29 protein-coding genes and 1 pseudogene are annotated in these 26280 nt (G+C 69.5%); 8 read left to right on the top strand and 22 right to left on the bottom strand.

Features of this window, described 5'->3' with window-relative positions; genetic code table 11:
* Window positions 1-15 precede the first annotated feature (15 nt).
* Window positions 16-957 carry a 2-hydroxyacid dehydrogenase gene (locus AC3A6G_RS06990; protein WP_487873406.1) on the bottom strand — a complete coding sequence of 314 codons (942 nt, stop codon included), beginning with the start codon at window positions 955-957 and terminating at the stop codon, window positions 16-18.
* 82 nt (window positions 958-1039) lie between these two features.
* Between AC3A6G_RS06990 and AC3A6G_RS06985 the strand changes: the two genes are divergently transcribed.
* Window positions 1040-2176, top strand: coding sequence for a LacI family DNA-binding transcriptional regulator (locus AC3A6G_RS06985; RefSeq protein WP_487873405.1), 1137 nt, complete (start codon window positions 1040-1042; stop codon window positions 2174-2176).
* 15 nt (window positions 2177-2191) lie between these two features.
* On the opposite strand, the pseudogene AC3A6G_RS06980 reads toward AC3A6G_RS06985, so the two are convergent.
* From AC3A6G_RS06980 to AC3A6G_RS06970, 3 genes and pseudogenes are all read right to left on the bottom strand, one after another.
* Window positions 2192-2430 (bottom strand): annotated as a pseudogene (locus AC3A6G_RS06980) (oxidoreductase-like domain-containing protein).
* Window positions 2431-3327 carry a lipid A hydroxylase LpxO gene (gene lpxO / locus AC3A6G_RS06975; RefSeq protein ID WP_487859542.1) on the bottom strand — a complete coding sequence of 299 codons (897 nt, stop codon included), beginning with the start codon at window positions 3325-3327 and terminating at the stop codon, window positions 2431-2433.
* Window positions 3328-3400: 73 nt separating this feature from the next.
* The gene (locus AC3A6G_RS06970) at window positions 3401-4288 is read right to left on the bottom strand and encodes an NAD(P)-dependent oxidoreductase (RefSeq protein WP_487860043.1); all 888 of its coding nucleotides are present in this window, start codon (window positions 4286-4288) and stop codon (window positions 3401-3403) included.
* 102 nt (window positions 4289-4390) lie between these two features.
* Here AC3A6G_RS06970 and AC3A6G_RS06965 point away from each other — a divergent pair, with 102 nt between their 5' ends.
* Window positions 4391-4744: a winged helix-turn-helix transcriptional regulator gene (locus AC3A6G_RS06965; protein WP_487859541.1), complete on the top strand. Its 354-nt coding sequence runs from the start codon at window positions 4391-4393 to the stop codon at window positions 4742-4744.
* Between the two features lie 27 nt (window positions 4745-4771).
* Here the strand turns inward: AC3A6G_RS06965 and AC3A6G_RS06960 are convergent, their stop codons facing one another.
* Together AC3A6G_RS06960 and AC3A6G_RS06955 are read right to left on the bottom strand one after the other, a co-directional pair.
* Window positions 4772-5173 (bottom strand): OsmC family protein, encoded by a 402-nt coding sequence (locus AC3A6G_RS06960; RefSeq protein ID WP_487859540.1) that lies wholly within the window; start codon window positions 5171-5173, stop codon window positions 4772-4774.
* 62 nt (window positions 5174-5235) lie between these two features.
* Window positions 5236-5703: an Lrp/AsnC ligand binding domain-containing protein gene (locus tag AC3A6G_RS06955; RefSeq protein ID WP_487859539.1), complete on the bottom strand. Its 468-nt coding sequence runs from the start codon at window positions 5701-5703 to the stop codon at window positions 5236-5238.
* A gap of 128 nt (window positions 5704-5831) precedes the next feature.
* On the opposite strand from AC3A6G_RS06955, the gene AC3A6G_RS06950 reads away from it, so the two are divergent.
* Entirely contained in the window at window positions 5832-7133 is a 1302-nt protein-coding gene (locus AC3A6G_RS06950; protein WP_487859538.1) for a D-amino acid dehydrogenase, read from the top strand.
* Window positions 7134-7160: 27 nt separating this feature from the next.
* Here the strand turns inward: AC3A6G_RS06950 and AC3A6G_RS06945 are convergent, their stop codons facing one another.
* Window positions 7161-8240, bottom strand: a complete 1080-nt coding sequence (locus AC3A6G_RS06945; protein WP_487864222.1) for an aromatic ring-hydroxylating dioxygenase subunit alpha — start codon at window positions 8238-8240, stop codon at window positions 7161-7163.
* Window positions 8241-8527: 287 nt separating this feature from the next.
* On the opposite strand from AC3A6G_RS06945, the gene AC3A6G_RS06940 reads away from it, so the two are divergent.
* Genes AC3A6G_RS06940 through AC3A6G_RS06930 form a run of 3 tightly spaced genes read left to right on the top strand, consistent with a single transcriptional unit; the run spans window position 8528 to window position 10957 of the window.
* Window positions 8528-9562: an ABC transporter substrate-binding protein gene (locus tag AC3A6G_RS06940; protein ID WP_487873404.1), complete on the top strand. Its 1035-nt coding sequence runs from the start codon at window positions 8528-8530 to the stop codon at window positions 9560-9562.
* Entirely contained in the window at window positions 9559-10092 is a 534-nt protein-coding gene (locus AC3A6G_RS06935; protein ID WP_487864224.1) for a nucleoside deaminase, read from the top strand. Before AC3A6G_RS06940 ends, AC3A6G_RS06935 begins: the two co-directional genes overlap by 4 nt.
* 34 nt (window positions 10093-10126) lie before the next feature.
* Window positions 10127-10957 carry an urease accessory protein UreD gene (locus AC3A6G_RS06930; RefSeq protein WP_487859534.1) on the top strand — a complete coding sequence of 277 codons (831 nt, stop codon included), beginning with the start codon at window positions 10127-10129 and terminating at the stop codon, window positions 10955-10957.
* Window positions 10958-10986: 29 nt separating this feature from the next.
* On the opposite strand, the gene AC3A6G_RS06925 is transcribed toward AC3A6G_RS06930, so the two are convergent.
* The 3 genes from AC3A6G_RS06925 to AC3A6G_RS06915 form a co-directional block, all read right to left on the bottom strand.
* Window positions 10987-11829, bottom strand: a complete 843-nt coding sequence (locus tag AC3A6G_RS06925; protein ID WP_487859533.1) for an alpha/beta hydrolase — start codon at window positions 11827-11829, stop codon at window positions 10987-10989.
* Between the two features lie 35 nt (window positions 11830-11864).
* A complete protein-coding gene (locus AC3A6G_RS06920) occupies window positions 11865-12206 on the bottom strand; it encodes a DUF1161 domain-containing protein (RefSeq protein WP_487873403.1) in 342 nt (113 codons plus the stop codon).
* Between the two features lie 127 nt (window positions 12207-12333).
* Entirely contained in the window at window positions 12334-12759 is a 426-nt protein-coding gene (locus AC3A6G_RS06915) for a sel1 repeat family protein (protein ID WP_487859531.1), read from the bottom strand.
* 254 nt (window positions 12760-13013) lie between these two features.
* Here AC3A6G_RS06915 and AC3A6G_RS06910 point away from each other — a divergent pair, with 254 nt between their 5' ends.
* On the top strand, window positions 13014-14663 hold the full coding sequence (locus AC3A6G_RS06910) for an ankyrin repeat domain-containing protein (RefSeq protein WP_487873402.1): 1650 nt from the start codon (window positions 13014-13016) through the stop codon (window positions 14661-14663).
* A 14-nt stretch (window positions 14664-14677) separates the two neighbouring features.
* Here AC3A6G_RS06910 and AC3A6G_RS06905 read toward each other — a convergent pair whose 3' ends face one another.
* The 10 genes from AC3A6G_RS06905 to AC3A6G_RS06860 all read right to left on the bottom strand — a co-directional run bounded on the left by AC3A6G_RS06905 (window position 14678) and on the right by AC3A6G_RS06860 (window position 23267).
* Window positions 14678-14884 (bottom strand): YbdD/YjiX family protein, encoded by a 207-nt coding sequence (locus AC3A6G_RS06905; RefSeq protein WP_487859529.1) that lies wholly within the window; start codon window positions 14882-14884, stop codon window positions 14678-14680.
* A gap of 11 nt (window positions 14885-14895) precedes the next feature.
* Window positions 14896-16962: a carbon starvation CstA family protein gene (locus AC3A6G_RS06900; protein WP_487873401.1), complete on the bottom strand. Its 2067-nt coding sequence runs from the start codon at window positions 16960-16962 to the stop codon at window positions 14896-14898.
* Between the two features lie 124 nt (window positions 16963-17086).
* Window positions 17087-17509 carry a hypothetical protein gene (locus tag AC3A6G_RS06895; protein ID WP_487873400.1) on the bottom strand — a complete coding sequence of 141 codons (423 nt, stop codon included), beginning with the start codon at window positions 17507-17509 and terminating at the stop codon, window positions 17087-17089.
* Between the two features lie 67 nt (window positions 17510-17576).
* Entirely contained in the window at window positions 17577-18059 is a 483-nt protein-coding gene (locus tag AC3A6G_RS06890) for a C40 family peptidase (protein ID WP_487873399.1), read from the bottom strand.
* A 50-nt stretch (window positions 18060-18109) separates the two neighbouring features.
* Window positions 18110-18718, bottom strand: coding sequence for a DUF938 domain-containing protein (locus tag AC3A6G_RS06885; protein ID WP_487873398.1), 609 nt, complete (start codon window positions 18716-18718; stop codon window positions 18110-18112).
* A 5-nt stretch (window positions 18719-18723) separates the two neighbouring features.
* Window positions 18724-19377, bottom strand: a complete 654-nt coding sequence (locus tag AC3A6G_RS06880; protein ID WP_487873397.1) for a response regulator — start codon at window positions 19375-19377, stop codon at window positions 18724-18726.
* Window positions 19374-20741 (bottom strand): cache domain-containing protein, encoded by a 1368-nt coding sequence (locus AC3A6G_RS06875; RefSeq protein ID WP_487873396.1) that lies wholly within the window; start codon window positions 20739-20741, stop codon window positions 19374-19376. The genes AC3A6G_RS06880 and AC3A6G_RS06875 overlap by 4 nt, the downstream gene beginning before the upstream one ends.
* Complete coding sequence (locus tag AC3A6G_RS06870) at window positions 20738-21691, bottom strand: VTT domain-containing protein (protein ID WP_487859522.1); 954 nt, start codon at window positions 21689-21691, stop codon at window positions 20738-20740. The genes AC3A6G_RS06875 and AC3A6G_RS06870 overlap by 4 nt, the downstream gene beginning before the upstream one ends.
* Window positions 21692-21752: 61 nt before the next feature.
* Window positions 21753-22763: an aldo/keto reductase gene (locus AC3A6G_RS06865; protein ID WP_487873395.1), complete on the bottom strand. Its 1011-nt coding sequence runs from the start codon at window positions 22761-22763 to the stop codon at window positions 21753-21755.
* A gap of 126 nt (window positions 22764-22889) precedes the next feature.
* Window positions 22890-23267: a tautomerase family protein gene (locus AC3A6G_RS06860; protein WP_487873394.1), complete on the bottom strand. Its 378-nt coding sequence runs from the start codon at window positions 23265-23267 to the stop codon at window positions 22890-22892.
* Window positions 23268-23360: 93 nt separating this feature from the next.
* Here AC3A6G_RS06860 and AC3A6G_RS06855 point away from each other — a divergent pair, with 93 nt between their 5' ends.
* Window positions 23361-24218: a LysR family transcriptional regulator gene (locus AC3A6G_RS06855; RefSeq protein ID WP_487873393.1), complete on the top strand. Its 858-nt coding sequence runs from the start codon at window positions 23361-23363 to the stop codon at window positions 24216-24218.
* Window positions 24219-24244: 26 nt separating this feature from the next.
* Here the strand turns inward: AC3A6G_RS06855 and AC3A6G_RS06850 are convergent, their stop codons facing one another.
* Window positions 24245-25495: an MFS transporter gene (locus AC3A6G_RS06850; RefSeq protein ID WP_487873392.1), complete on the bottom strand. Its 1251-nt coding sequence runs from the start codon at window positions 25493-25495 to the stop codon at window positions 24245-24247.
* An 80-nt stretch (window positions 25496-25575) separates the two neighbouring features.
* Complete coding sequence (urtE, locus tag AC3A6G_RS06845; protein ID WP_487864231.1) at window positions 25576-26268, bottom strand: urea ABC transporter ATP-binding subunit UrtE; 693 nt, start codon at window positions 26266-26268, stop codon at window positions 25576-25578.
* Window positions 26269-26280 lie beyond the last annotated feature (12 nt).

Raw genomic sequence — 26280 nt, 5'->3', positions numbered from 1 at the left:
TGGGTGCGCGCGGTCTCAGGGCACCGGGGTCGGCAGCGGCCTGCCCCCGGCCCACGCCTCGACGTTGGCCACGACGAGTTCGCCCATGGCACGACGGGTTTCGTGGGTGGCACTGGCGATGTGCGGCGTCAGCACCACCTGCGGCATGGCCAGCAGCGGCGCCGGAACGTTCGGTTCGTCGGCGAAGACATCGAGGCCCGCCGCGGCGATGCCCCCCGACGCCAGGCGTTCGACCAGTGCGTCCTGGTCGACCACCGAACCGCGCGCGATGTTGATGAACACGCCCCTCGGCCCGAGCGCATCGAGCACCTCGGCCGAGACCAGGTGGCGTGTGGCCGCGCCGCCGGGCGTGGCGGCGATCAGCACGTCGCTCCACGCGGCGAGCGCCCTGGGCGAGTCGAAGTACGCGTAGGGCACGTCGGCCTGCTGGCGCCGGCCGGCATAGCCGACCGTGGTGTCGAAGGCGATGCAGCGGCGCGCGATCAGGCGCCCGATGTTGCCCAGCCCCACGATTCCGATGCGGCTGCCTGCGAGCCGCCGTCCCAGCGGCAGCGGGCCTCGCGCCCATGCGCCGTCGCGCACATGCCGGTCGGCCGCAGGCACCTGGCGGAACACCGCGAGCAGCAGCGCCAGCGCGAGGTCCGCCACGTCGGCCGACAACACGCCGGGCGTGTGGGTGACGGCGATGCCGCGCTGGCGTGCCTCCTCGACGTCGATCGCGTCGTAGCCCACGCCGTTGCAGGCGATGAGTTCCAGTTTCGTGAGGTGTTCGGCGCTGCCCGCGGGCAGGCCGATCAGCCCGTTCGTGATGACGACCCGCACCTCGGCGCCGCGCTGGCGCAGGAAATCGAGCGGCGCGGGCAGCGCGCTCCAGCGCACGATCTCGCAGGCGCCTTCGAGCGGCTGCAGCAGCTCGGGTGGGAGCGGAATGATGACGAGGAGAACGGGTCGGGGCATGGAGAGGATCGGCAGGTGGGCCGGTGGAAAAACAGGCAATGTCACCGGTAACATTGCCGCGACTGTATATTTCGCGCCAGCCATGCGTCAACCCGTTCGAACTGGATCAAGGGAAAACCACGAGCCGCCACCCGGCGGGCCGGAAGGTGCGGCCGAAGGGTCGGCGCCGGCACGCGCACGCACGCCCCGGCGCAAGCTCGGCACCCACACCATCCACGACGTGGCCGCGCTCGCGGGCGTGTCGTCGATCACCGTGTCGCGCTACTTCAACGCGCCCGAGAAGGTGTCGCCCCGCGTCCGCGAGCAGCTGCGCCAGATCATTCTCGAGACCGGCTACGTGCCGAACCAGATGGCCGGGCGTCTCGCGTCGGCCGAAAGCCGGGTGGTCGGTGCCGTGATGCAGAACACCGGCAGCCTGACCTTCGCGTCGCTCGTGAAGGGCATGGCCGACGGCTTCGAGGCGTCGGGCCTGCAACTGTTGCTGGCCAACACCGAGTACTCCGAGGTGCTGGAGGAGAGGGCCATCCGCGCCTTCGTCGGGTGGCACCCGAGCGCGCTGATCCTCACGCGCGACGACCACACGCCGGAGTCCGATGCGCTACTGCAGGCCTGCCGCTGCCCCATCGTCGAGACCTGGGGCGTGGTGCCCGGACGGCCCTTTCACCAGGTCGGCTTTCCGCATGCGGATATCGGCATCGAGCTGGCCCGGCACTTCCTGGCGCAAGGTGCGCGGCGCATTCGCTTCGCATTGCGCGGCGCGCCCGAGGACTTTCGCGCGCAGCAGCGCGCGCTCGGCTATGCCGAAGCCATGAAGGCCGCGGGGCTGGTGCCCGACATCGAAGTCTCTACCCTCACCGACGAGTTCGACGCTGGCGCCCAAATCCTGGAGCGGCTGGTACACCAGAGCGCGGCAGAGCGGCCCCAGGCCGTGATCTTCGCCAGCGACAACATGGCCGTGGGCGCCATCCTGAAAGCACCGGAACACGGCATCCGCTTTCCTCAGGACTTCGCGATCGCCGGCTTCGGCGATGCGCCGATCGCCGCGCGGCTGCATCCGTCGCTCACCACGGTGCGCCCCGAGCCCTATGCCATCGGGCTCAAGGCCGCGCAGGTGGTGCTGCAGCTGAAGGCCGACAAGCAACCCGATGCGCCGCCCGCGCTGCACATCGTGCCGTGCCAGCTGATCGTGCGCGAGAGTTCGCGCATCGCCGGCACCTGAGCCCCGGCGGCGCCGTCATTCGTCCCGCTGCTGCAGCAGCAGCGAGGCCTCGTCGCGCCAGTAAGCGACGGCGCCCAGCCAGCCTTCCCACACGCAGCCATTGCAGCCGCGGCCGCAGCAGGTGGTGGGCGCAGGCGGCGGCACACACGCATGGCGATGTTCCGCGCCCGCAGCAGCGACTGGATGCGCGCAATCAGCGCCTGGGCGCTGGCCAGGTCGGTCGGGGCGATGAGGTCGAGGACAGGGGCAGTCACCTACCAGAAAATCCAGAGCGCGAGGCCGCCAAAGATCGTCCACTTCACGAGGTAGTACGCCCGCTTGTCCCAGGCCTTGAGCCGCTTGCCGAGTACGCGGACCTGGTAGATGTACTTGAACGCGCGGTTGAGGCCGCCGGTCTTGTCACCGGCGTCGTTGGGCGATGCCGCAGCGGCCAGCAGGTTCTTCGCGAACCAGCGGTTCACCGCGCTGGCCCAGCGGTATTTCAGCGGACGCTCGATGTCGCAGAACAGGATCACGCGGTCATGCTCGGTGGTGTTCTCGGCATAGTGGATGTAGGTTTCGTCGAACACCACCGCCTCGCCGTCGCGCCAGTGGTAGCGCTGGCCGTCCACGTCGATGTAGCAGCCCTCGGCGCCGGGCGTCCACAGACCCAGGTGGTAGCGCAGCGAACCGGCGAACGGGTCGCGGTGGCGCACCAGGCGGCTGCCGGGCGGCAGCTCGGCGAACATCGCGGCCTTGATGGTGCCGATGCCCTTGAGCAGCTCGGTGGTGCGCGGGCACAGCTCGGCCGCGGACGGATGCGCATCGTCGTACCACTTCAGATAGAAACGCTTCCAGCCGCTCTTGAAGAAGGAGTTGAAGCCCACGTCGTTGAACTGGTTCGACGCCTTGATGCTGCCGCCGTTGCGCATGGCGAGTGCCTCTTCGCGGATGACCTCCCAGTTCTCCTCGAGCACGCGCATCTCGGGGAACTGCGCGGGCGAGAGATACGGCGTGCCCGGCACCTTCGAGAACATGTACATGAACACGTTCAGCGGTGCGAGAAAAGTGGAATGGTCCGACAGCTGCCTGAAGAAGCGGTGCCGGACCTGGCCGCGAAAGTGAACGTAGAGCGCACTGAGCGCGAAGATGGCGAGGATGACCCACTTCATTTGTTGAAAAGTGTCTTGTGGAGCGGGCGGGTAGTGTAGTTCTTCACACTTGTCCCGACCGATGGCGGCCTTTTCAGCGCCGAAGCAGCTTGATCAGCGCCGCGAACTCCTCGCCGCCGAGCCCCGCACCATCGGCGCGCCTCAACAGCCCCGCCGCGAAGGCAGGGAACTCGGTGTTGATGCCGGCCTGCTGCGCAGTGTCGAGGATGCGCTGCGTGGCCTCGACCGAAATACGCATCGGGCTTTGCGAGATCGCGAAGTCGCCCGACTGGATGACCTTGGCCTCGTGCTGCAGGAAGCCCGCGAAGGTCGACATGATCCCCGCCACGATGCGGCCGTACTCCGCCACGTCGAACCCCTCGTGCTCGGCCACGCGCGCGCCGTGCACGAAGCCGATCAGCGTGCCGTAGACGGTCGACAGCGTGGCGAGGTCCATCGCGGCGGCGGCGCTGGACTTGTCGCCGAGGTAGACGATGCCGCCGCCGAGCACACCGAGCATCGGCTCGGACGCGCGGAACACGGGCTCGGCGCCCGACATCAGGATCGGCGTGTCGGGCTGGCCCATCTGCTCTGGCGCGGCCTGGATCGCGCCCTCGAGGTAGCGCGCGCCCTGCTTGTGCGCCCAGGCCTCGGCGTCCCTCGCGTCCTGCGGGCTACCGGTGGTGAGCTGCACCAGCAGGCGCCCGTCCATGGCGGCGGCCACGCCGTCCATGGCGAGGACCGCATCGGCTGCGCGGTAGTCGTAGACGCACATCAACACCACCGGGCTTGCGCGCACGGCTTCGGCCGCACTGCGCGCCAGCGTGGCACCGCGCGCCACGAGCGCTTCGGCCTTGGCGGCGCTGCGGTTCCATACGGTGACCTCGTAGCCCTGCGCGATGTACAGGCTGGCAAGGGTCTGGCCCATCGATCCGAGGCCCAGGACGGTGATCTGCTTTTGCTTCATGACGTTTTGCTCAATGCGATGTGAAGAGGCGTGTATCGTCTGATGTGGCTTTCACTCGGTCAAGTACCTACAATAAAGTGAGGTACTTACCAAAACAGCAGTATTGGAACGAACGACATGGCATCGAAGAAGCCTTACGTCTGCGGCATCGGGCCCGCATTCGAGGTCATCGGCGGCAAATGGAAGGCGCTGATCCTCTGGGAGCTGCACCTGCAGCCGCGCCGCTTCGGCGAGCTCAGGCGGATGCTGCCGGGCATCAGCGAGAAGATGCTGATCCAGCAGCTGCGCGAGCTCGAGACCGACGGCATCGTCGCGCGCGAGGTGTTCCGCGAGGTGCCGCCGCGCGTCGAGTATTCGGAAACCAAGCTCGGCGCCACGCTGAATGCGGCGCTCGGTCCGCTGGCCGACTGGGGCGACCGCCATGCCAAGCGCGTGGCGGCGGCACGCAAGCTCGCGTCGGCCGAAGCCTGACGGCCCGTCCGCGGGGCCGGCGCAGGTTCAGTCGGCCCAGCCGGTCTGGATCTCGGTCTTCACCTCGGTCATGAGCTTGTGCACCGGGCACTTGGCGGCCACGCGCATCAGTTCGTCGCGCTGCGCCTCGCTGAGATCGCCGCTCACGCGCAGCTTCGTGTCGAGGCGGTAGACGCCCTTGCGCTCCTCGCTATCGTCGCGGTCGACCGCCACCTCGATGTCTTCGACCGGAATGCCCTTGCGGCGCGCATAGATCAGCACGGTGAGCGCCTTGCAGGCCGCGAGCGAGGCATCGTAGAGATCGTGCGGCTCGGGGCCTGCGTCGCTGCCGCCGCCCGCGGGCGAGGCATCGATGGCGATCTCGTGGTTGCGGATCTTGAGGATGTGGCGCGTGCCGGTGGTGCCGTCGCGGCGGATCGAAAGGCTCATGGGGCGGTCCTTGGGTGCTTGGATCAGGCCGGCGATGGTAGCCGCCGAGGCACCAGCCCTGCTTACCGGTCCATTGCCAGCACCAGCGTTTCCTTGATCTCCTCCATCACCACGTAGCTGTGCGACTCGGCTGCCACCGGCAGCTTCTTGAGGATGTCGCCGAGCAGGTGCCGGTATTCGCTCATGCCGCCGAGGCGCGCCTTCACGAGGTAGTCGAAGCTGCCCGACACCAGATGGCATTCGAGCACCTCGGGCATGTGCAGCAGTTCCTTGCGCACCTTGTCGAACACGTCGCCCGACTTGGCCGAGAGCTTGATCTCCACGAACACCAGCAGCGTCTTGCCGAGCGCCTCGGGCGACACATGGGCGTGGTAGCCGCTGATGACGCCCTCGCGCTCCATTCGCTTCACGCGCTCGGTGCAGGGGGAAGCCGACAGCCCGATGCGCTCGGCGAGTTCGGTCATGGAAATGCGGCCCTGGCGCTGCAGCACGTCGAGGATCTTGCGGTCGATGCGGTCGAGTTCGGGCATTTCACTTGGCGCGGGGCGTTGCCCGTCTTTCGGCAGTTGTTTTCACTGGGTAGACCAAAAATTCGATGAAATCCACTCCATTTTGAAGCATAAATTCTGTCTATTCACCTTCATACCGGTAGATACCCATGAAAGTCATCGTTCTCGGCGGCGGCGTGATCGGCACCACGACGGCCTACTACCTCGCACGCTCGGGTGCCGAAGTGACCCTGCTCGACCGGCAGGCCGGCACGGCCGAGGAAACCAGCTTCGCCAATGCGGGCCAGGTGTCGCCGGGCTACTCGACGCCATGGGCGGCGCCGGGCATTCCGCTGAAGGCGCTCAAGTGGATGTTCCAGAAACATGCGCCGCTGGCGGTGCGCCCCGACGGCACGCTGTTCCAGCTGCGCTGGATGGCGGCGATGCTGCGCAACTGCTCGCCGGAACGCTATGCAGTCAACAAGGAACGCATGATGCGCGTGGCCGAGTACAGCCGCGGTTGCCTGCAGCAGCTGCGCGCCGAGACCGGCCTCGCCTACGAGCACCGCACCGGCGGCACGCTGCAGCTCTTTCGCACGCAGGCGCAGCTCGACGCGGTGCAGCGCGACATCGCGGTGCTCGAGGAATGCGGCGTGCCCTACGAGCTGCTTGAACGCGATGCGCTCGCGCGCGTCGAGCCCGCCCTCGCCGGCGCGCGCGACCGGCTCACGGGCGGGCTGCGCCTGCCCAACGACGAGACCGGCGACTGCCATCTCTTCACGCGCGGGCTGGCCGAGATCGCACGCGGCCTGGGCGTCGATTTCCGCTTCGGCCAGCAAGTGGCCGCGCTCGAGATGGCGGGCGACCGCATCACGGGCGTGCGCACCACGGCCGGCAAGATCCTCACGGCCGACCGGTACGTGATGGCCTTCGGCAGCTACTCGCGCCCCGCACTCGCATCGCTCGGCCTCGACATCCCTGTGTACCCGGTCAAGGGCTACTCGCTGACCGTGCCGCTCGTCGACGAGGCGCTGGCGCCGCAATCGACCGTGCTCGACGAGACCTACAAGGTGGCCGTCACGCGTTTCGACAACCGCATCCGCGTGGGCGGCATGGCCGAGCTCGGCGGCTTCGACCTGCGGCTCAATCCCGCGCGCCGCGCCACGCTCGAGAAGGTGGTGAGTGACCTGTTCCCCGGCGGCGACCTGCCGCGCGCCAGCTTCTGGACCGGCCTGCGCCCGATGACGCCCGACGGCACGCCGATCGTCGGCGCCACGCGATTTGCCAACCTGTTCCTCAACACCGGCCACGGCACCCTCGGCTGGACCATGGCCTGCGGTTCGGGCAAGCTCATTGCCGACATCGTGACGGGCCAGCGCCCCGAGATCCGCACCGAAGGGCTTGCGATGGACCGCTACCAGGCGGGTTCGGCACGCATGGGGAGCAGGCGCCCTGCCACTGCAGTCGCCTGAGAAAAGCGGGCTGCCCGGGTACGGGCTTCAGGCAGCCTTCGCCACCACCACCGCCTGGTCAATTCCCCGGTACACCTCCGCCTCGCCAAACCGCGCCAGCAGCTGCATCAGGTGCTTGCGGATCAGCATGCCGGGCCGGTCCGAGTCCATCGAATACTCGATGCCGCGGCGGCGCGTGTCGACCACGGCGTCGGGGTCGGTCGACTCGAGGATGTCCTTGTCCTCGCGCGTGATCTCCTCGTCGAAGTCGATCAGCATCTGCGCCGGGCAGTCGGCCTCGGCGTCGTTGCGGAACAGCCATTGGCACAGCTGCATGCGCGTGTCGTCGATCGGCGTGAAGCAGTTGATGATGATGTGGCGCACGCCGCTCGGGTACTCGATGTCGAGGCGGCGCGAGAACGGCATGAAGTAGGCATTGCGCATGTGGCGCGTGGTGATCGCGTCGGTCACGCCGCTGATCGCATGGAACCTGGCCGGATTGGCCGCCTCGATCACCGTCTCGGCATGGAAGCCGCCCTCGTTCTCGACCAGTTCGTACCGGCTCGGCTTCGGGCTCGCGGCCACGCCGAAGGTGGCGCGGTGCACGAAGCTGAAGTGCGAGTTGTCGAACGAATTCTCGAGCGCACGCAACGGGCTGGTCTGCCATTCCTCGTAGAACTGGAAGATCGTGCGGTAGCCCGGATCGCCGAACTCCGGGATCGCCGGAATGTCGGCGACCGGCTCCTCCAGCGCCACCCAGGCATAGCCGTAGCGCGCGGTGCAGCGGTAGGCGGTGGTGCGGTACTCGGGCGAGATCTTGCGATCGGGCTCGTACTGCGGAATGCGGATCACCTGGCCGCTGCGGTCGTAGGTCCAGCCGTGGTAGCCGCACTGGATCGCGCCCTGGCCGCAGGCCTTGCCTTCGCCGTCGACGCACCAGCCCTTCGAGAGCTTGGCGGTGCGGTGGCAGCAGCGGTCGCGCAGTGCCGCGGGCTGGCCCTCGGCGTCGATGAAGAGAACGATGTCCTCGCCCAGCAGCTTGAATGGCTTCGGACCGGTGGCAAGTTCAGTGAGCGGCATGACGGCATGCCAGAACTTGCGGAAGACGGGTTGTCGGGAAACGAGCATGCGGGACTCCTTCTGTTGCACGTGGGTACGGACGAACCTGAAAGAGCAATTTCCCGCCGCGAGGCTGAACGCTTCTACTCTGCGCGACCAGCCTTGCAAGTTGCGCGCCCGCATTGTGCCCGCTCGGGAAGGCTCGCGCTGGCATGCGTCGTGCAATAGCCATTGCAAGAGTAGAAGCGTTCAGCAGCGCACGCACCATTCACGTGCGCCCGCCCGGAAATTGCTCTTGCGAGGCCTCCCTGCCACCGCGGGAGGGATCACAAGACGACCGACTCCGGAGCCCCACCATGCAACGCCGACTCTTTCTTGCCGCAGCAGCCACCGCCGCCAGCGTCGCCGCGCCTCGCGTGTTCGCGCAGGGCAGCAACAACAAGCTCACGCCCATCAAGTTCACGCTCGACTTCCGCATCAACGGGCAGACTGCGCCGTTCTTCCTTGCGCACAGCAAGGGCTACTACCGCGACGAAGGCCTCGACGTAGCCATCGACACCGGCGCCGGCTCGGTTGCCTCGATCACGCGCATCGCGAGCGGCGTGTACCAGATGGGCCTCGGCGACATCAGCTCGCTGGTGGAGTTCAATGCACAGAATCCGGGCACCCCGATGGTGCAGGCCGTGTACCAGTACTACAACCGTGCACCCTTCGTGATCATCGGCCGCAAGGACCGCGGCATCACCGGCGACTTCAAGAGCCTCGCCGGCAAGAAGGTGGCCGCGGCCGCCGTCGAGGCCACCCGCCGCGCATGGCCGATGGTGGCGCGCAGGCAGGGCATGCGAAGCGATGCCTTCCAGTGGCAGACCACCGACTTCTCGGCGCGCGACAACGTGATGGTGCGCGGCGACGTCGATGCCGCCACCTATTTCCACGACTCGGCGATCTCGCTCTTCGCGCGCATGAAGCCGGACGAACTCTCGGTGCTCAAGTATTCGGACGCCGGCGTCGACCTCTACGGCAACGCGATCCTCGCGAGCAGCAACCTCATCGCGCAGAATCCCGGGGTGGTCGCGGCCTTCCTGCGCGCGACCAACCGGGCCATCGTCGAGACCTTCGCCAATCCGGCGCCCAGCATCGCCGCCATGCGCCAGCGCGAACCGATCCTCGACGAGAAGATCGAACTCACGCGCTGGGGCGTCACGGCGCAGTACGTGGGCGCGGCCGACGCGCGCAGCCATGGCCTCGGCGACATCCGCAAGCTCACGCTCGAGCAGCAGGTCGACCAGGTCGTCGACGTCTTCGGCCTCAAGGTCAAGCCCGCGTCCGACGCCATCTTCAACACGTCGATGCTGCCATCGCGCAACGAACGCAACCTTCCCAAGGCATGAACTTCAGCAATCTCACCACCACCACCCACACCGCGCTTCCCGAGGAAGCCACGCTCGACGAACGCGACGAGCGCTACCTGCGCAAGGCGATCGTCTGGTCGCATGCGGCGCGCCGCCGCGGCAACCGGCCGTTCGGCTCGGTGATCGTCTCGGCCGACGGCGAGGTGCTCGCCGAGGCGGCCAACAGCAACAGCGAGACCGGCGACTGCACCGCCCACGCCGAGGTCAACGCGCTGCGCGCGCTCGCGGGGCGCGGCCTCACGCGCGAGGAACTGGCAGGCGCCACGATCTACGCGTCGGGCGAGCCCTGCGTCATGTGCGCGGGCGCGATCTTCTGGTCGAACATCGGCCGCGTGGTGTTCGGCATCGATGCCGAACGGCTTCGCGCGTTCCGCGGCGAGCGGCAGGACCAGCGCGACGCCGAGCTCTCGTGCCGCGACGTGTTCCGCGCTTCGCCGCACCCGATCGAGTGCATCGGACCCGCCTTGGTCGACGAAGCAAGCGCCGCCCACGACGGTGCCTGGAAATAGCGGCAAGGAAGGCGCGCCCGCATAGACTCGTTGGATGCCCTGGCACGCCCATCTCCATCTCGACTACCGGCAGGAAGCCGCGCGCAGCGTGGCGCGCTTTCGCCATGACGGCCCGCTCCGGATCCTGCAGAGCCTCTACCCCGAAGGCGATGCCGTCTGCCACAACGTGCTGGTGCATCCGCCGGGCGGACTGGTCGGCGGCGACACGCTCGACATCGAGATCGATGCGGCCGATGGGAGCCACGGCCTCGTGACCACGCCCGGCGCCTCGCGCTTCTACCGCTCCGAGGGCGAGCTCGCATTGCAGCGCACGCGCATCCGGCTCGCACCGGGTGCGCGGCTCGAATGGCTGCCGCTCGAGGCGATCTGCTACAGCGGCTGCCAGGCCGAGAACCGGCTCGTCATCGAGGCCGCGCCCGGTGCCGAGATGATCGGCTGGGACGTGACCGCCCTCGGCCTGCCCAACGCCGGCCAGCCGTTCGAACGCGGCAGCTACCTGCAGCACATCGAAGTGCCCGGCGTGTGGCTCGAGCGTGGCCGAATCGACGCGGCCGACCAGCGGCTGCTGCAAAGCCCGCTGGGCTTCGGCGGCCACCGCTGCATCGCGTCGCTGTTCTTCGTCGCGGGCAAGCCGGCCGACCGCGCGCGGCGCGAGGCGCTGCTGGCGCTCGCACGCGCCGCCATCGACGCCGGCGGCCTGCAGGAGAGCGCGGGCGCGACAAGCCCGCATGCCGAAGTCGTGGTGCTGCGCGTGCTCGCGCCGGTGGTCGAGCCCGCCATGCAGCTGCTGCGGCAGGTGTGGCAGGCATGGCGCGCCGAACTCTGGCGCCTGCCCGCCAGCTCGCCGCGCATCTGGAGCACTTGAAGACGCCCCCCCGAAGCGCCTGCGGCTGGCTATGCCGCCTTGGGCTCGGGGATGATCGCGGTCAACGCAAAGTCGATGAGGTGCAGCCAGGTCGCTTCGAGCCGCATGATGCTGTGGTGGTCGGAACCCGGCACCGTCTGCACGCAGACCGGCGTGGGCCAGGCCGCGATCAGTTTCTGCGAGCGCTCGGGCAGCACGACGTCGTCGCGTTCCGCCAGCAGGACCTGTGTCTTGGCCGCCACCTCCTTGCAGTGCGAGAGCGAGTTGAAGCGGTTGCGCAGCAGCAGCGACAGCGGCACCAGCGGAAAGCGCCGCTTGGCCACCTCGAGGATCGAGTCGTACGGCGTGACCAGCTGCAGGCTCGCGAACTGGTCCTGGTGCGCGACGAGCTGGATCGCCACGCCGGTGCCGAGGCTGCGCCCCACCACATGCAGCCGCACGCCCGGAAAGGCCTTGTGCAGGTGCCGGGCGAACTGCACCGCGTCGGCGACCGATGCGATCTCCGACGGATGGCCTTGGGAATCAGCCACGCCGCGGTAGTTGACCGCCGCAAAACCGAAGCCTTCGGGCAGCCAGTGCAGCGCCTGCGCGGTCGCACGCACGTCTTCGCCGCGGCCCGCGAAATAGATGAACAGGTCCTTCAGCGCAGCCTCGCCCTGCGGGTGATAGACGTAGCCGCGGACCATGCCCCCGGGCACGGTGTGTGAATAGGTCGAGAACGCGTCCGACAAATGGACCACCGGGAGCTTGCGGGCGTGAAAGAGGATGTGCCCCTGCCGCGTGGCAAGCAGCGTCCAGTAGGCCGCGATGGCGCCCAGGGTAGCGGCCGAGGCCGAGAGTGCGATGCGGAAGGCTTTTTGGCGTGACAACAAGGGGGGTTTGCTCCAGAGATGCAGGGGGGCGTCGCCTACTTGCGGCAATCGCCACCGACCGACACCGTGCCGTCCTTGCACTCGGTCAGGATCGCTTCGTCGTTCGACGGCGATGGCGCAGCCGCTGGTGTCGACGCAGCCGCTACCGATGCACTTTCGCGCTGGTAGACGATCTTCCTGCTGCCGAGTTCGCAGCTGCCGACCACCTGGCCGGGGGCCTGCGCATCGGAATCGAGGGTGACGACCGAGAAGCGCGCCACGCCGGCCGCGGCGATCTTCGATTCGATCTGCGCGCGCAGCGCTTCGCAGCCTTCAGCGCCGTGGGCCGCGCCCGCGAAGGCGAACGCGAGTGCGAGGGAAATCGTCCAGGGTTTCATGATGGGAATGCCTCGTGGCGAACGGTTCTCACGCGGAGAGTCTAGCCCGCTCACCGCCCGCTTTGCTGCCGGACACATCCCCGTACACCTGCCGGAAAGCGCGGCAATCCGCGCCCGGCGCCTCGATTCATTCGCAGGCGTTCCGGCCGGCCGGCGACTGACGCAGCCGATTGAGGAAGACGAGCTGCACCTTCGCGGTTTCGCTGCCCTGCGATGCGGCGCGCAGCATCCAGCTGCGCGCTTCGCAGCGGTTCGCGCGGATGCCCGGGCCATACAGCGTGGCGCCGGTGAGCAGCACCATGCCGAGCATCTCCTGCGCCTCGGCGTGGCCTTCGCCTGCCGCCTGGCGCAGTTCGCGGAGCATGGCCGTGTAGTCGCGCGCCGCCTGCGCCTCGAGCGCGAGCTGGAAGCGCTGCTCGGCATGCAGCACGACGACATCGCGCCCCGCCGGCTGAGCCGCAGACGTTGCCACGGCGCACAGCGCGGCGGAAAAAAGAAGAGGTATGCGCCAGCGCAGCGAGCGGCTTGCGATGCCGGAGATTCGGGATGCCATCGATGAGCTCCATTGTTGTGTTGTTGCAATGGCTTGCATCGTGGCAGCAGGCGCGCGCCGCGGGAAACTGGATTTCGCGCAGCCGGCCTCAGCCTCCGCCTGAGCCCATTGCGCTAACATCGCGTCCGCGGTTGCAAGCCGCGCCCGGACCCGCGGGAAGGGTGGAACCCACTTGCTTCATCTGCTTGCTGACCAGTCAGCGCCTTTGTGCAGCCGGATTGCGGGTCGTCGGCGCTTCATGCACGGAGGTTCATGTGAAACGCATTCCCGCACGGCCCGACATCGGCCATCTCAAGAAGCAAGCCAAGCAACTGCTTGCCGCCTTGCGCCAGGGCGACCCCGCCGCCTTCTCCCGCTTCCGCGGCGCATTGCCCGTCGCCGCCCGAAGAGACGACGCAGCCATTGCCGCACTCGGCCTGCGCCTGCACGACGCACAGTCGTGCCTGGCGCGCGAGTACGGCTTCGCGTCGTGGGCGGACCTGCAGGGCTTCGTGCAGGCCCGCGCCGCAGTGGCGAACGACCCCGCCCGCGCGGTGCTGCTGTGGCTGCGCACGGCCTATGCGGGCGAGATCGCGGGCGGCAACAACCTGGCGCGGCCCGCCGTGGCCGCACGGCTCGTCGACGAAAGCCCTGACCTGGTGCGCAGCAGCGATCCGTGGCTCGCCTGCACCGTCGGCGATGCCGAACTGTTGCGCGAGACGATCGCGCGCGACCCCGGCTGGGTCCGGCAGGCCGGCGGCCCGCTTGCGCTGCCGCCGCTGCATGCGGTGGTGTTCTCCAGCCTCTTGCAGTTGCCGCGCTTCCGGGACGGCCTGCGCACCTGCGCCAAGCTGCTGCTCGACGCCGGCGCCGATCCGAACCAGTCCATCGGCAGCCGCTGGCCGCCCGCCTCGCTCGCGGAACCTGCCGAAGGCATCCGGCTGTCGGCGCTGTACGGCGCGGCCGGGCTGAACCGCGACGCGGAAATCACGCGGCTGCTGCTCGAGGCCGGCGCCGATCCGAACGACGGCGAATCGCTCTACCACTCGCTCGAGGAACCCGCCTGCACGCGCCTGCTGCTCGCAGCGGGCGCGCGCGTGGCCGGCACCAACGCGCTCTATCGCGTGCTCGACCTCGACCGGCTCGAATCGCTGCAACTGCTGCTCGCCCATGGCGCCGACCCGAACGAAGCGGCGCCGGGCGCACCGACCAGCGACTGGGGACGCCCCCTGCTGTGGGCGCTGCGGCGGCGGCGCTCGGCCGCGCACATCGAGGCGCTGCTCGACGCCGGCGCCGACCCCTCGGCGCGCACGCCCGAGGGCGTCGATGCGCGCACGCTCGCGCTGCGCTTCGGCCTCACCGACGTGGCGCGGCTGCTCGCAGAACGTGCGGGCGGCGATGCGCCGCTGCCCCCCGACGAGCAGTTCGTCGCGGCCTGCGCGCGTGGCGATGTCGCGGCGGCACGGCGCCTGCAGGCGCAGCATCCGCAGTGGCCCGCCAGCCTCTCGCCCGCGCAACTGCGCCTGTTGCCCGAACTGGCGGCCCAGCCCGGCTGCGGCGCGGCCGTTCAGTGCATGGTCGAACTCGGCTGGCCGATCGCCACCCCGGGCGGCGACTGGGAGGGCTCGGCACTGAACCAGGCGGTGTTCCGCGGCGATGCGGCGCTCACGCGCTTCCTGCTCGCGCATGGCGCCAGCTGGACCGAGCGGCACGGCTTCGGCGACGACGCGAGCGGCTCGCTGTCATGGGCCTCGATCAACCGGCCGACCGACGACGGCGACTGGGCCGGCTGCGCCGAGGCGATGGTCGCGCATGGCCTGCCCGCTGCGCAGCCCGATCCCGGCGGCTCGGACGGCGTGATCATGGACGGGCGGCTCAAGTGGTTCTCGGACGAGGTGACCGAGGTGCTGCTCGCGGGGCGCTAGCAGCCGAGGGGGCGCTAGCAGCAGCGCCCCTTGCCCGCCCCGTACCGCGCCTCGAGCCGTTCGCGAAAGAACTCCTCGTAGCTCATCGGCGGCCGGTCCGGATGGGTGGCCGCCATGTGGCTCAGGTAGGCGTCGTAGTCGGGCAGCCCGACCATGAGCCGCAGCGACTGCTTGAGCGAGCGCGCGAAATAGCGTCCCGCTTCCGGCAAGGCCAGCCCCATGGCATTGCCCCTCAGCGCGCCGCAGGTGCGGCGAAGGGCTCGAACGGCGTTTCCTGCGCGGTCGGCCGGTGGGCCGCGCGCGCCGCGAGGCAGGCCTTGATGCTGTAGACCAGCACGCTGAGCACCACGAACATGAAGAGCGCGCAGAGCGCGGCGTCGAGCCGGTCGTTGAAGACGATGCGCGCCATGGCCTCGGGCGTCTTCGCGGGCGCGACCAGCACGCCGTTGGCCAGACCTTCCGTGTACTTCGCGGCATGCGAGAGGAAGCCGATCTTCGGGTCGGGCGAGAAGATCTTCTGCCACCCCGCCGTGAGCGTGCAGGCCAGCAGCCACACGGCCGGCGCGATCGCGACCCACGCATAGCGCTCGCGCTTCATGCGGAACAGCACCACCACGCCGAGCAGCAGCGCCACCGCGGCCAGCATCTGGTTCGAGATGCCGAACAGCGGCCACAGCGTGTTGATGCCGCCGAGCGGATCGACCACGCCCTGGTAGAGGAAGTAGCCCCAGGCCGCCACGCACAGCGCGGTGGCGAACAGGTTGGCCGGCAGCGAGTCGGTGCGCTTGAGCGCGGGCACGAAGCTGCCGAGCAGGTCCTGCAGCATGAAGCGGCCCGCGCGGGTTCCGGCGTCCACCGCGGTGAGGATGAAGAGCGCCTCGAACAGGATCGCGAAGTGGTACCAGAAGGCCATCATGGCGGGCCCGCCGATGACCTGGTGCAGGATGTGCGCCATGCCCACGGCCAGCGTCGGCGCGCCGCCCGCCCGGCCGAGGATCGTGGTCTCGCCCACGTCCTTCGCGGTCTGCACCAGCATCTCGGGCGTGACCACGAAGCCCCAGCTCGAGATCGTCTGCGCCGCCTGCTCGACGGTGCTGCCCACGAGCGCCGCGGGGCTGTTCATCGCGAAGTAGATGCCGGGCTCGATGCACGAGGCCGCCACCAGCGCCATCACCGCGACGAACGATTCGGCCAGCATGCCGCCGTAGCCGATGAAGCGCGCATGGCGCTCGTTGTCGAGCATCTTGGGCGTGGTGCCCGAGGAGATCAGCGCATGGAAGCCCGACACCGCGCCGCAGGCGATGGTGATGAACAGGAACGGGAACAGGCTGCCCGACCACACCGGCCCGCCGCCGTCGGCGAACTGCGTGAGCGGCGGCATCTGCAGCGTCGGCATCACGAACACGATGCCCAGCGCCAGCGCGATGATGGTGCCGATCTTCAGGAAGGTCGACAAGTAGTCGCGCGGCGCGAGCAGCAGCCACACCGGCAGGCTCGCGGCCACGAAGCCGTAGCCCACGAGCATCCAGGTGAGCGCCTTGCCGTCGAAGGTGAAGCGCGCTGCCCAGGCCGGGTCCTGGCTCACGGCCTGGCCGCCGAAGATCGCGAGCATCAGCAGCACGAAGCCGATCAGCGACACCTCGCCGATGCGCCCCGGGCGGATGTAGCGCAGGTACACGCCCATGAAGAGCGCCACCGGCACGGTGGCCGCCACCGTGAAGGCGCCCCACGGCGATTCGGCCAGCGCCTTCACCACGATCAGCGCCAGCACCGCGAGGATGATGATCATGATCATGAAGGTGCCGAACAGCGCGATCATCCCCGGCACCACGCCCATCTCCTGTTTGACGAGGTCGCCGAGCGAGCGCCCGTCGCGGCGCGTCGAGATGAAGAGCACGATGAAGTCCTGCACCGCGCCCGCGAACACCACGCCCGCGAGCACCCACAGAAGCCCCGGCAGGTAGCCCATCTGCGCGGCGAGCACCGGGCCCACCAGCGGACCGGCGCCCGCGATGGCCGCGAAGTGGTGGCCGAACAGCACGTTCTTGTCGGTGGGCACGTAGTCGAGCCCGTCGTTGTGGCGGTGCGCCGGCGTCTTGCGCGTGGCGTCGAGGCCCAGCACCTTGTCGGCGATGAACAGGCTGTAGTAGCGGTAGGCGATCAGGTAGGTGCAGATCGCGGCGGTCACCACCCAGAGGGCGTTGACGCTTTCGCCACGCGTCAGGGCGACGGTGCCCAGCGCGAACGCGCCGACCAACGCCACGGCGAGCCACACCAGGTGGCGGCGGATGCTGTGCATGCGGATGTCTCCTCGGGAATCGAACCCGGGAGTCTTGCCGCAGCGGCGCGGTCGCGCATCCGTCGGACCGCGTGGTCCGCTTGCGTGGCTTTACGTAGTGGAAAACACTTAGTCTCGGCGGGCCTCAGCGCACCGTCGACATCACCGTCGCCCGGCACCGCGGCTGGTCGCGCGGCGCCAGCAGGTTGCAGTTGTCGAGCGCGCGCTGCTGCATGTCGCTGAGCCGCGGCGCCTGGCCCCGCGGGCCTTCGTCCCACTGGCGGTAGGCCGGCGGGGGCGGAGGGCCCCGACGATCGCGGCGCTCGTATTCGCGCCGCTGCTCCCGCTCGTAGGCGCGCTGCTCCCTGTCATAGGCGTGCTGCTCGCGCCGGTCCTGGCGGCGCCTCTCGCGCTCGCGCTGCGCGCGCCACATGCAGGTGTTGAAGTCCACACCCGAACGGCCGCTCGCGCAGTAGCGGCGGTCGTTCTCGTAGGCCGGGCCGCGCTGCGCAAACGCCGGAAGGATGCCGGCAAGGCCCAAAATCGCAAGGACGAGGTATTTCTTCATGGCAGTTCTCCGCGAGGTTTCGGTGGCACCGTGCAGCATGCCACACGGGTCTGACACACCCTGCGGCTCAGAGCCGGCGCACCTGCACCGGCTGGCGCGACCAGTAGACGCCGTCCATCCGGTCGAGCCGCACTTCGCCTCCCGTCGAGGGCGCATGCACGAACTGGCCATTGCCCACATAGATCCCAGCGTGCGACGGCGTGGCGGCGCCGAACAGCACCAGATCGCCCGAGCGCATGTCGGACGCAGCCACCGGGCGGCCGAAGCCCGCGAGCCGCGCCACGGTGCGTGGCATCGCCTGGCCCGCGCTGTGGCGGTAGACATAGCCGATCAGCCCGCTGCAATCGAAGCCGCCTTCGGGTGTGTTGCCGCCGTAGCGGTAGGGGGTGCCGACCAGGCCCAGCGCATGGATCGCGACACCGTTCGATTGCTCGGCGGAAAGCGGCGAGGCCGGGTACGCAGCGGACGACGACGGCCGCGGCGGGCTCGCGCAACCGAGCGCGAGCAGGCAGCAGGCGGTGGCCAGGAGGCGAGGTATCCAGAAGGGCATGGTCGTGCAGGGCTCGTGGACGTGGGCCCGACTGTACTAGGCGCTCGTGGCTAGTTGTCCCCGCCGAAGACGAGCAGCAGGTTGTTCGCCGGCATGGCGTGGCGCTCGCGCAGCACGAGGCCGGCGCGCTGCGCCTCGGCGGCCACGTCGCCGAGCCGCCGCAGGCCCCAGGCCGCATTGCGCGCACGCAGGTCTTCGTCGAACGCGAGGTTGCCCGGCGCGGTCGGGACGTCGTCTTCGAGGTAAGGCCCATAGGTGACCAGAACGCCGCCCGGTCGCAGGTGCCGTGCAGTACCCTGCATCAGCCCTTCGCATGCGCTCCACGGCGCGATGTGCAGCATGTTCGCGCAGTAGATTGCATCGAAGCGTTCTTCCAGCGGCCAGTGCGGCGCGGTGACGTCGAGCCGCAGCGGCGCACGCAGGTTCGCGAGCCCGGCCGCATCGACCCGCCGCGCGAGCGCTGGCAGCATGCGCGCATCGGCCTCGGTCGGCTGCCACGTCCAGCCGGGCAAGGCGGCCGCGAACCATGCGCCATGCTGGCCGGTGCCGGACGCGATCTCGAGCGCGGTGCCCTCGCTGCCGAGGATGCGCACGAGCACATCGAGGATCGGCTGTTTGTTGCGCTCGGCGGCGGGGCTGGAAGGAAGGTCGTGGGTCATCCGCATCATTCTCCACGCTCGAACCCGCGCGCATGCTCGACCGCGTACTTGATGAGCTCGGCCTGCCCTTCGATGCCGAGGCGCCGCTTGATGCTCTGCCGATGCGCCTCCACCGTGCGCACGCTCAGGCCCAGGTCGCGCGCGATCTGCTTGCTCGATTCGCCGCGACCCAGCGCCGCGAGGATCTCGCTCTCGCGCGGGGTGAGGAGCGGGCGCGGCGCCTGGTTGCGGAACAGCTTCTTCGAGACCGCCGGGCTCAGGAAGGTGCCGCCGCACGACACGGCCTCGATGGCGGCGACGATCTCGGCCGCCGGCGCGTCCTTCAGCACATAGCCGCGCGCGCCCGCCTGCAGCGCCTGCTGCACGTACTCGGGGTTGTCGTACATGCTCAGCATCACGATGTGCGGCGCGGGCACGCACTGCGCGAGCACCCGCGCGGCGAGCTCGATGCCGTTCATGTCTTTCATGCCGACGTCCATCAGCACCAGGTCGGGCGCGAGCGAGGCGAGCAGCGCCAGCGCCTCGGCGGCGCTGCCCGCTTCGCCGACGATCTCGAGGCCCGCAATGGCGCCGAGCCGCGCGCGCAGGCCGTCGCGCACCAGCGGATGGTCGTCGACCAGGAACAGGCGGATCGGGGCGGCGTCTTCTTTGTTCGTCATGGGCTCTCCGCCTTCGCGCTCGGGGCCGGCACGTCGGCCACGATGGATGTCCGGCCGCGGGCTGAGTCGACCCGCAGCGTGCCGCCGATCGATTCCATGCGCTCGCGCATGTTGCGCAGGCCGATGCCGCGCCGCGGATCGAGCTGCATCGCCGCCACGTCGAAGCCGATGCCGTCGTCGCCGATCGCGAGCCGCACACGGTCGTCGGAAAAGCCCAGCGCAATGTGCACGCGCTTTGCCTGTGCATGCTTGCGCACGTTGGTCAGCGCCTCCTGCGTGACGCGGAACAGCGCGGTCTTGGCCTCTGGCGAGAGCGCGAAGGCCTCGCCCTCGATCATGATCGAGGCATCGACCGCGCCCTCCTCCGCAAACTCGTCGCCCAGGCGTTCGAGCGCGGCCGGCAGGCCCAGTGTGTCGAGCAGCGCGGGGCGCAGCCGGTGCGAGATGCGGCGCACCTCGCGCAGCGAATCGTTGAGCCGCTGCAGGGCCTTGCCGAGCGCAGGCGGGGCCGGCCGGTGGTCGCGGTCGAGCGCATCGACCGCCGATTCGATCAGCAGCTTGGCCGACACCAGCGTCTGGCTCGTGCCGTCGTGCAGTTCGCGCGCCAGATGCCCGCGCTCTTCTTCCTGCGACTGCACCACGCGCCGCGCAAGCAGCCGCAGCTTGGCCTCGGCCACGCGGTGCTCGCTGAGGTTGAGCAGCAGCCCGGCGGCGCTCACCACGCCGAGGCCGAGCGCCGCAATGCCGGCGATCCAGAGCAACGTGGTCGTCACGTTGGTGCTCACCTGGCGGTCGAGCGCCCGCATGGTCGCATCGATGTCGTCGAGGTACAGCCCGGTGCCGAGCATCCAGTTCCAGCGCGGCAGCGCTGTGACGTAGCCGAGCTTGGCCGTCATCTGCTCGCTCGAAGGCTTGCGCCATTCGTATTCGACATAGCCGCCGCCCGCGCGCGCGCCGGCGATCAGGTCGCGGAGGGTGAAGCGCCCGCGCGCGTCGCGCAGGTCCCAGAGGTTCTGGCCCACGAGTTCGGGTTGGCGCGAATGCATGAGCGAACGGCCCTGCATGTCGTAGACGAAGAAATAGCCGTCATCGCCGTAGTCCAGCGCGGCCAGGCGGCGCAGCGCCTCGTCGCGGGTCGCTTCGTCATCGAGTCCCGCATCGTAGAGCGGCCGCACGGTGCTCACGGCCAGGTCGACGTAGCTGCGCAGTTCGCTGCGCCGCTGGTCCATGTAGCTCTTCTCGATCAGCGCGCGCTCGCGCCGTGCGAGGTCGCGCTCCTGGTGCCGCACCGCCAGCGCGACGAGCACCAGCGCCACCACCAGCGGTGCGACGGCCAGCGCGACGATCTTGGTGCGGAGGTTCATTCACCGCGCCCTCCATGCAGGCTCGTCGGATGCCCCGAGGCCACCCACGCGTCGAGCCCGCCCGTGAGCGGCCATGCGCGCCGCGCACCGCGCGCCAGCAGCACGCGTGCGGCCAGCGCCGCGGACACCTCGTTGGGGCAGTTGCAGTACACCACCACGTCGCGCTGGCCATCGAGCGGCAGGTCGAGCTGGCGCTGCTGCAGCGCCTTGAGCGTGTACGACAGCGCGCCAGGGATGCGGCGCGGATCGACCTTCAGGCCTGCGTCGCCGCGCACGTCGACCACCAGCGGCGGCGCATCGCCCGCGAGCAGCCGGTGCAGCTCGTCCACGCTGATGCGCGGCATGCGGGTGAGGAGAAGCACGGCGCGCCGGCGCCAGTAGCGCAGCACCAGCACCACGGCCAGCGCCCCCACGAGCGCCAGCGTGGCAATGCCGCCGGCCTGCGCGAGCAGGGCCAGCACCTCCTGGATCTGGTCGCGGAAGAACCAGCCCAGGCCGAGGAACACGCCGGTCCAGATCAGCGCGGCACCGGTGTCGTAGCCGATGAAGCGCGCCACCGACATGCCGAGCGCGCCCGCCATCGGCGGTGCCACCACCGAGACGCCGGGCACGAACTTGGCGGCCACGAGCGAGAGGCCGCCCCAGCGCGTGATCAACGATTCGCCGCGCCGCACGCACGAATCGGGCGACAGCGAGATGCGGCACAAGAGGCGCATGAAGCGGTAGCCGAAGCGGCGCCCGGCATAGAACCATGCGCCGTCTCCGAGCAGGTTGGCGAGCACCGCCGCCAGCACCACGCCCGCGACCGGCACGTCGCCGGCCGCCAGCAGTGCGCCCGACACCACCAGCACCGCGGCCGCGGGCACCGGCAGGCCGAGCCGCGCGGCCAGGCTGGCGACGAACACGACCGCGATCGCGTTCTGCACCAGCAGCGACATCAGCTGTGCCATGGCCGCCGCGCGAGCGCGTCGATGCAGTGATCGCTTCTTCTTCGGTGCACGGGGTCGGGGCCTACCGCGGCGCGTCGCCCTTGCGGTAGTCGGCGGTCAGTTCGTCGAGCTTTTGCTTCAGCGCGGGGTCGAGCTTGTAGTCGGCCGCAGCGAGCGTGGCGTCGAGCTGCTCGGGCCGGCTCGCACCGAGCAGCGGTGCGGTGACGAGCGGGTTGGCCATGACCCAGGCCACGGCGAGCGTGGCGAGCGGCACGCCGGCTTCGTCGGCGAGCTTGTGCAGCTGCGTCACGGTGTCGAAGCTGCGCTCGTTCCAGTAGCGGTCCTGGTACATGCCGCCGGCCGTGCCGAGCGTGAAGCGGGTGTTCTCTTCCGGCTTGGCGCCGGGCTTGTACTTGCCGGTGAGCAGGCCGCCGGCCAGCGGGTTGTAGGGAATCACGCCCAGCCCCTCTTCGCCCGCGAGCGGCAGCAACTCGCGCTCGATCTCGCGGAACAGCAGGCTGTAGCGCGGCTGCACCGACACGAAGCGCGTGAACCGGTGCAGGTCGGACTTGCCGAGGGCACGGGCCAGCCGGTAGGCCAGGAAATTCGACACGCCGATGTAGCGCGCGCGGCCCGACTTGACGATCAGGTCGAGCGCCTCGAGGCTCTCTTCGAGCGGCGTCTCGCGGTCGTCCATGTGCAGCTGGTACAGGTCGACGTGGTCCGTCTTGAGCCGCTTCAGCGAGAGGTCGATGGCATCGAGCAGGTGTTTGCGCGAGGCGCCCTGGTCCCAGGGATTGGGGCCGACCTTGTTGACGGCCTTGGTGGCGACCACGAAGCGGCGGCGACCTGCGGGCCCCTGCTTTTCGAGCCAGTTGCCGATGATCTCCTCGGTGCGCCCGGTGGTCTCGACGGTGCCGCCGAGCGGGTAGACGTCCGCGGTGTCGAGAAAGTTGATGCCGCCTTCGGCCGCCTTGTCGAGGATGCGGTGCGACACTGCTTCGTCGGTCTGCAGGCCGAAGGTCATCGTGCCGAGGGCGAGGCGCGAAACGGTCAGGCCGGTGCGGCCGAGGCGGGTGGTCGGAAGGGTCATGGCGGAAGCCTCGTTCGCTGGAAGGTGAGACGCGGATGATGACGAGAACGCAAGCCGGGCATCTTAGTCATTGGCTCGAAACCGCGCAGGCGTCGGCCCAATCCGACCACTCTCTCAGGGGCCGCGTCAGGCGAACTGCGCCAGCCCGCCGCCCACCGACCAGTTCTCGGCCGGGGCATCCGCCACGCTCACGAACACATCCTCGGGCCGGATGCCGGGGCGCTCGCCGAGCAACTGCGCGATGCGCTGGTAGAGCGCCTTCTTCTGCTGCGCGGTGCGGGTCGCGAAGACGGTGATGCGGATGTAGACCAGGTCGTCGCTGCGCTCGAAGCCATAGGCATTGCCGCGGCGGAAGTTGGCCGCCTCGTGCTCCGAAATCGTCATGAACTGGTCGTCCTCGGGCACGTCGAGCGTGTCGCGCAGGGCCATGTAGAGGCTGTCGAAGATCGCTTGGCGGTAGCTCTCGGGCTTGCCGGCGCGCATCGCGATGTGGATCAGTGGCATGGGGTTCCTTCGTCGTTTCGGAGGAACAGACCTTAGGACGCAGGCCCCGCCGCGGGAAGCCGCTGGCGCTGATATCAGCAACAATGCTTCGAAATGATGGAACGCCCGCTCGATCTCGATGCCGTGCAGGCATTCGTGCGCATCGCCGAACTCGGCAGCTTCACGCGCGCCGCCGACATGATGGGAACGACCCAGGCCGCCGTGAGCTTGAAGCTGCGCCGGCTCGAGGATCGGCTGGGCTGGCGGCTCGTGGAGCGCACGCCGCGCTATGTGCGGCTTTCGGCGCGGGGCGCGGTCTTTCTCGAGCGCGCACGCGAACTCATGGCGCTGCACGACCGTGCACTGGCCGAGTTCGCGGGCGCGCGGCAGCGGCTCACGATCGGCATCAGCGACCATGTGGCGGGCCCGGAACTGCCGGCGCTGATCGCGCGCATGAACGCACACGATGCGCAACTGCTGATCGAGATCCGCATCGCGTCGTCGGGCGACCTGCTCCAGGCCTTCGACCGGCGCGAGCTCGACACGGTGATCGTGCGCCTGCATGCGGGCCGCAGCGACGGCGAGCAACTGGCCGAGGAGCGTTTCGGCTGGTTCGCAGCACCGGACTGGAAGCACCGCCCGGGCGAGCCGCTGCCGATCGCCACCATGGCCGAGCCCTGTGGTGTGCGTGCGCTGGCGGCGCAACTGCTCGACGCGGCCGGCGAGCCCTGGACCGAGATCTTCGTCGGCGGCGGCGTCGCGGCGGTGGCCGCGGCCGTGGTGGGCGGCCTCGGCATCGCCGCGCTCGCGCCGCGCATGCTGCCGGGCGACGCAGTCGATGTCGGTCCCCGGCTCGGACTGCCGCCGCTGCCGCGGTTGCCGGTGCTGCTGCACACCCGAATCAAGGAGGGGCGGCCGCGCGAGGCGCTCGACGCCCTCGCGGCAGGCTTCCGCAGCGCCGTGCGCGATTGAGGCGCCGGCGCACCGGCTGGCCTCGGTCAGCCTTCGCAGGCGACGGCGCGCGCTCGCATGTCTGCCCGCGCGCTGGCCAGCGCCCAGCCGAACACGCCCAGCCCCGCGAGCGCGAGCAGCGCGCCGACCCAGCCGGTCGAGGTCCAGCCCAGGCCGGCCGAAATGGCGACGCCGCCAAGCCAGGCGCCGAGCGCATTGGCCATGTTGAAGGCCGAATGGTTGAGCGCGGCCGCGAGCGTCTGCGCGTCGCCGGCCACGTCCATCAGGCGAATCTGCAGCGCCGGGCCGATGGCGACCACGGTGCCGATCAGGAACACGTTGATCGCGGCGGTCACCACATGGTGCGCCGCGAACGAGAACGTGGCGAGCACCAGTGCCGACCACGCGAGCAGCCCGCCGATGGTGCGCATGAGCGACTTGTCGGCCAGGCGTGCGCCCACGAGGTTGCCCGTGACCATGCCCAGGCCGAACAGCGCCAGCACGAAAGGCACGCCGCCGAGCGGCAGGCCCGCCACCTCGGTCAGCGTGGGCTTGATGTAGCTGAACACTGCAAACATGCCGCCGAAGCCGATGGCGCCGATGCCGAGCGTGAGCCACACCTGCTTGCGCTTGAGCGCGCCGAGCTCGCGCCAGGGGCTGGCACCGGCGCTCGGCGCGAGGTCGGGGATGTCGCGGCGCAGCAGCACCACCGCCACGAGCGCGATCGCGCCGACGAACACGAAGGCGGCGCGCCAGCCGAACAGCTGGCCGAGCCATGCCGCGATCGGCACGCCGACCAGCGTCGCGCCCGTGAGGCCGAGCATCACGAGGCCCACCGCACGCGCCCGCCGCCCCGGCGGCGCGAGCGTGGCGGCCACGAGCGCGGCCACGCCGAAGTAGGTGCCGTGCGGCAAGCCGGTGGCGAAGCGCAGCAGGTTGAGCGAGAGATAGCCGGGCGCCATCGCGGTCGCGAAATTGCCGAGGGCGAACACCGCCATCAGCGCGATCAGCAGCGCCCGTCGGCCCCATCCGGCCGCCAGCACCGCGAGCACCGGCGCGCCGACCACCACGCCGAGCGCATACGCGCTGATGACGTGCCCGGCCTGCGGAATGCTGACCCCGATGTCGCGTGCGACCTCGGGCAGCAGGCCCATGATCACGAACTCGCCGGTGCCGATGGCGAAGCCGCCGACGCCGAGCGCGAGCACGGCGCGCACGAAGCCCGCGGGCGATGCAGCGGAAGGAACGGAAATGTCGGGGGTGTCGGCGCCGTCTGGCGCGGTGGGGGAGGCATTCAAGGCCGGGCTCCTGGGTCGCCCGGCGGCGACGGGCAACGGTCGATTTTAGGGTAAACCCTTAAATCTCGCCGGCTGCGCCTTCAGATTGCCACGAGCTGGCGCACGCCTTGTGCTTCCATGTCTTTGCCGAGACCGCGCGCAATGACTTCGCCGCGTTCCATCACCAGGTAATCGTCGGCCAGTTCCTGCGCGAAGTCGTAGTACTGCTCGCAGAGCACGATGGCCATGTCGCCGCGGTCGGCCAGCATGCGGATCACGCGGCCGATGTCCTTGATGATGCTGGGCTGAATGCCTTCGGTCGGCTCGTCGAGGATCAGCAGCTTGGGCCGGGGCGCCAGCGCGCGCGCAATCGCCAGTTGCTGCTGCTGCCCGCCCGAAAGGTCACCGCCCCTGCGGTGGATCATCTGCTTGAGCACGGGGAACAGTTCGAACAGTTCCGGCGGAATCGGCGTGCTGCCGCGCTTGTAGGCCAGGCCCATGCGCAGGTTCTCCTCGACCGTGAGCCGCGCGAAGATCTCGCGGCCCTGCGGCACGAAGCCGATGCCGGCGCGCGCCCGTTCGTAGGGCGTGGCCTTGTGGATCGGCCGGCCTTCGAGCGCGATGCTGCCGCTCTTGATCGGCACCAGCCCCATCAGCGACTTGAGCAGCGTGGTCTTGCCCACGCCGTTGCGGCCCAACAGCACGGTGACCTTGCCGAGCGTGGCCTCGAAGCTCAGGTCGCGCAGGATGTGCGAGCCGCCGTAGTACTGGTGGATGTTCTTGACTGTCAGCATGCGTTGGTTTCC

It is taken from the genome of Variovorax sp. Soil_C_26, assembly GCF_057657075.1.
This window is presented reverse-complemented; position numbering and strand designations above follow the sequence as displayed.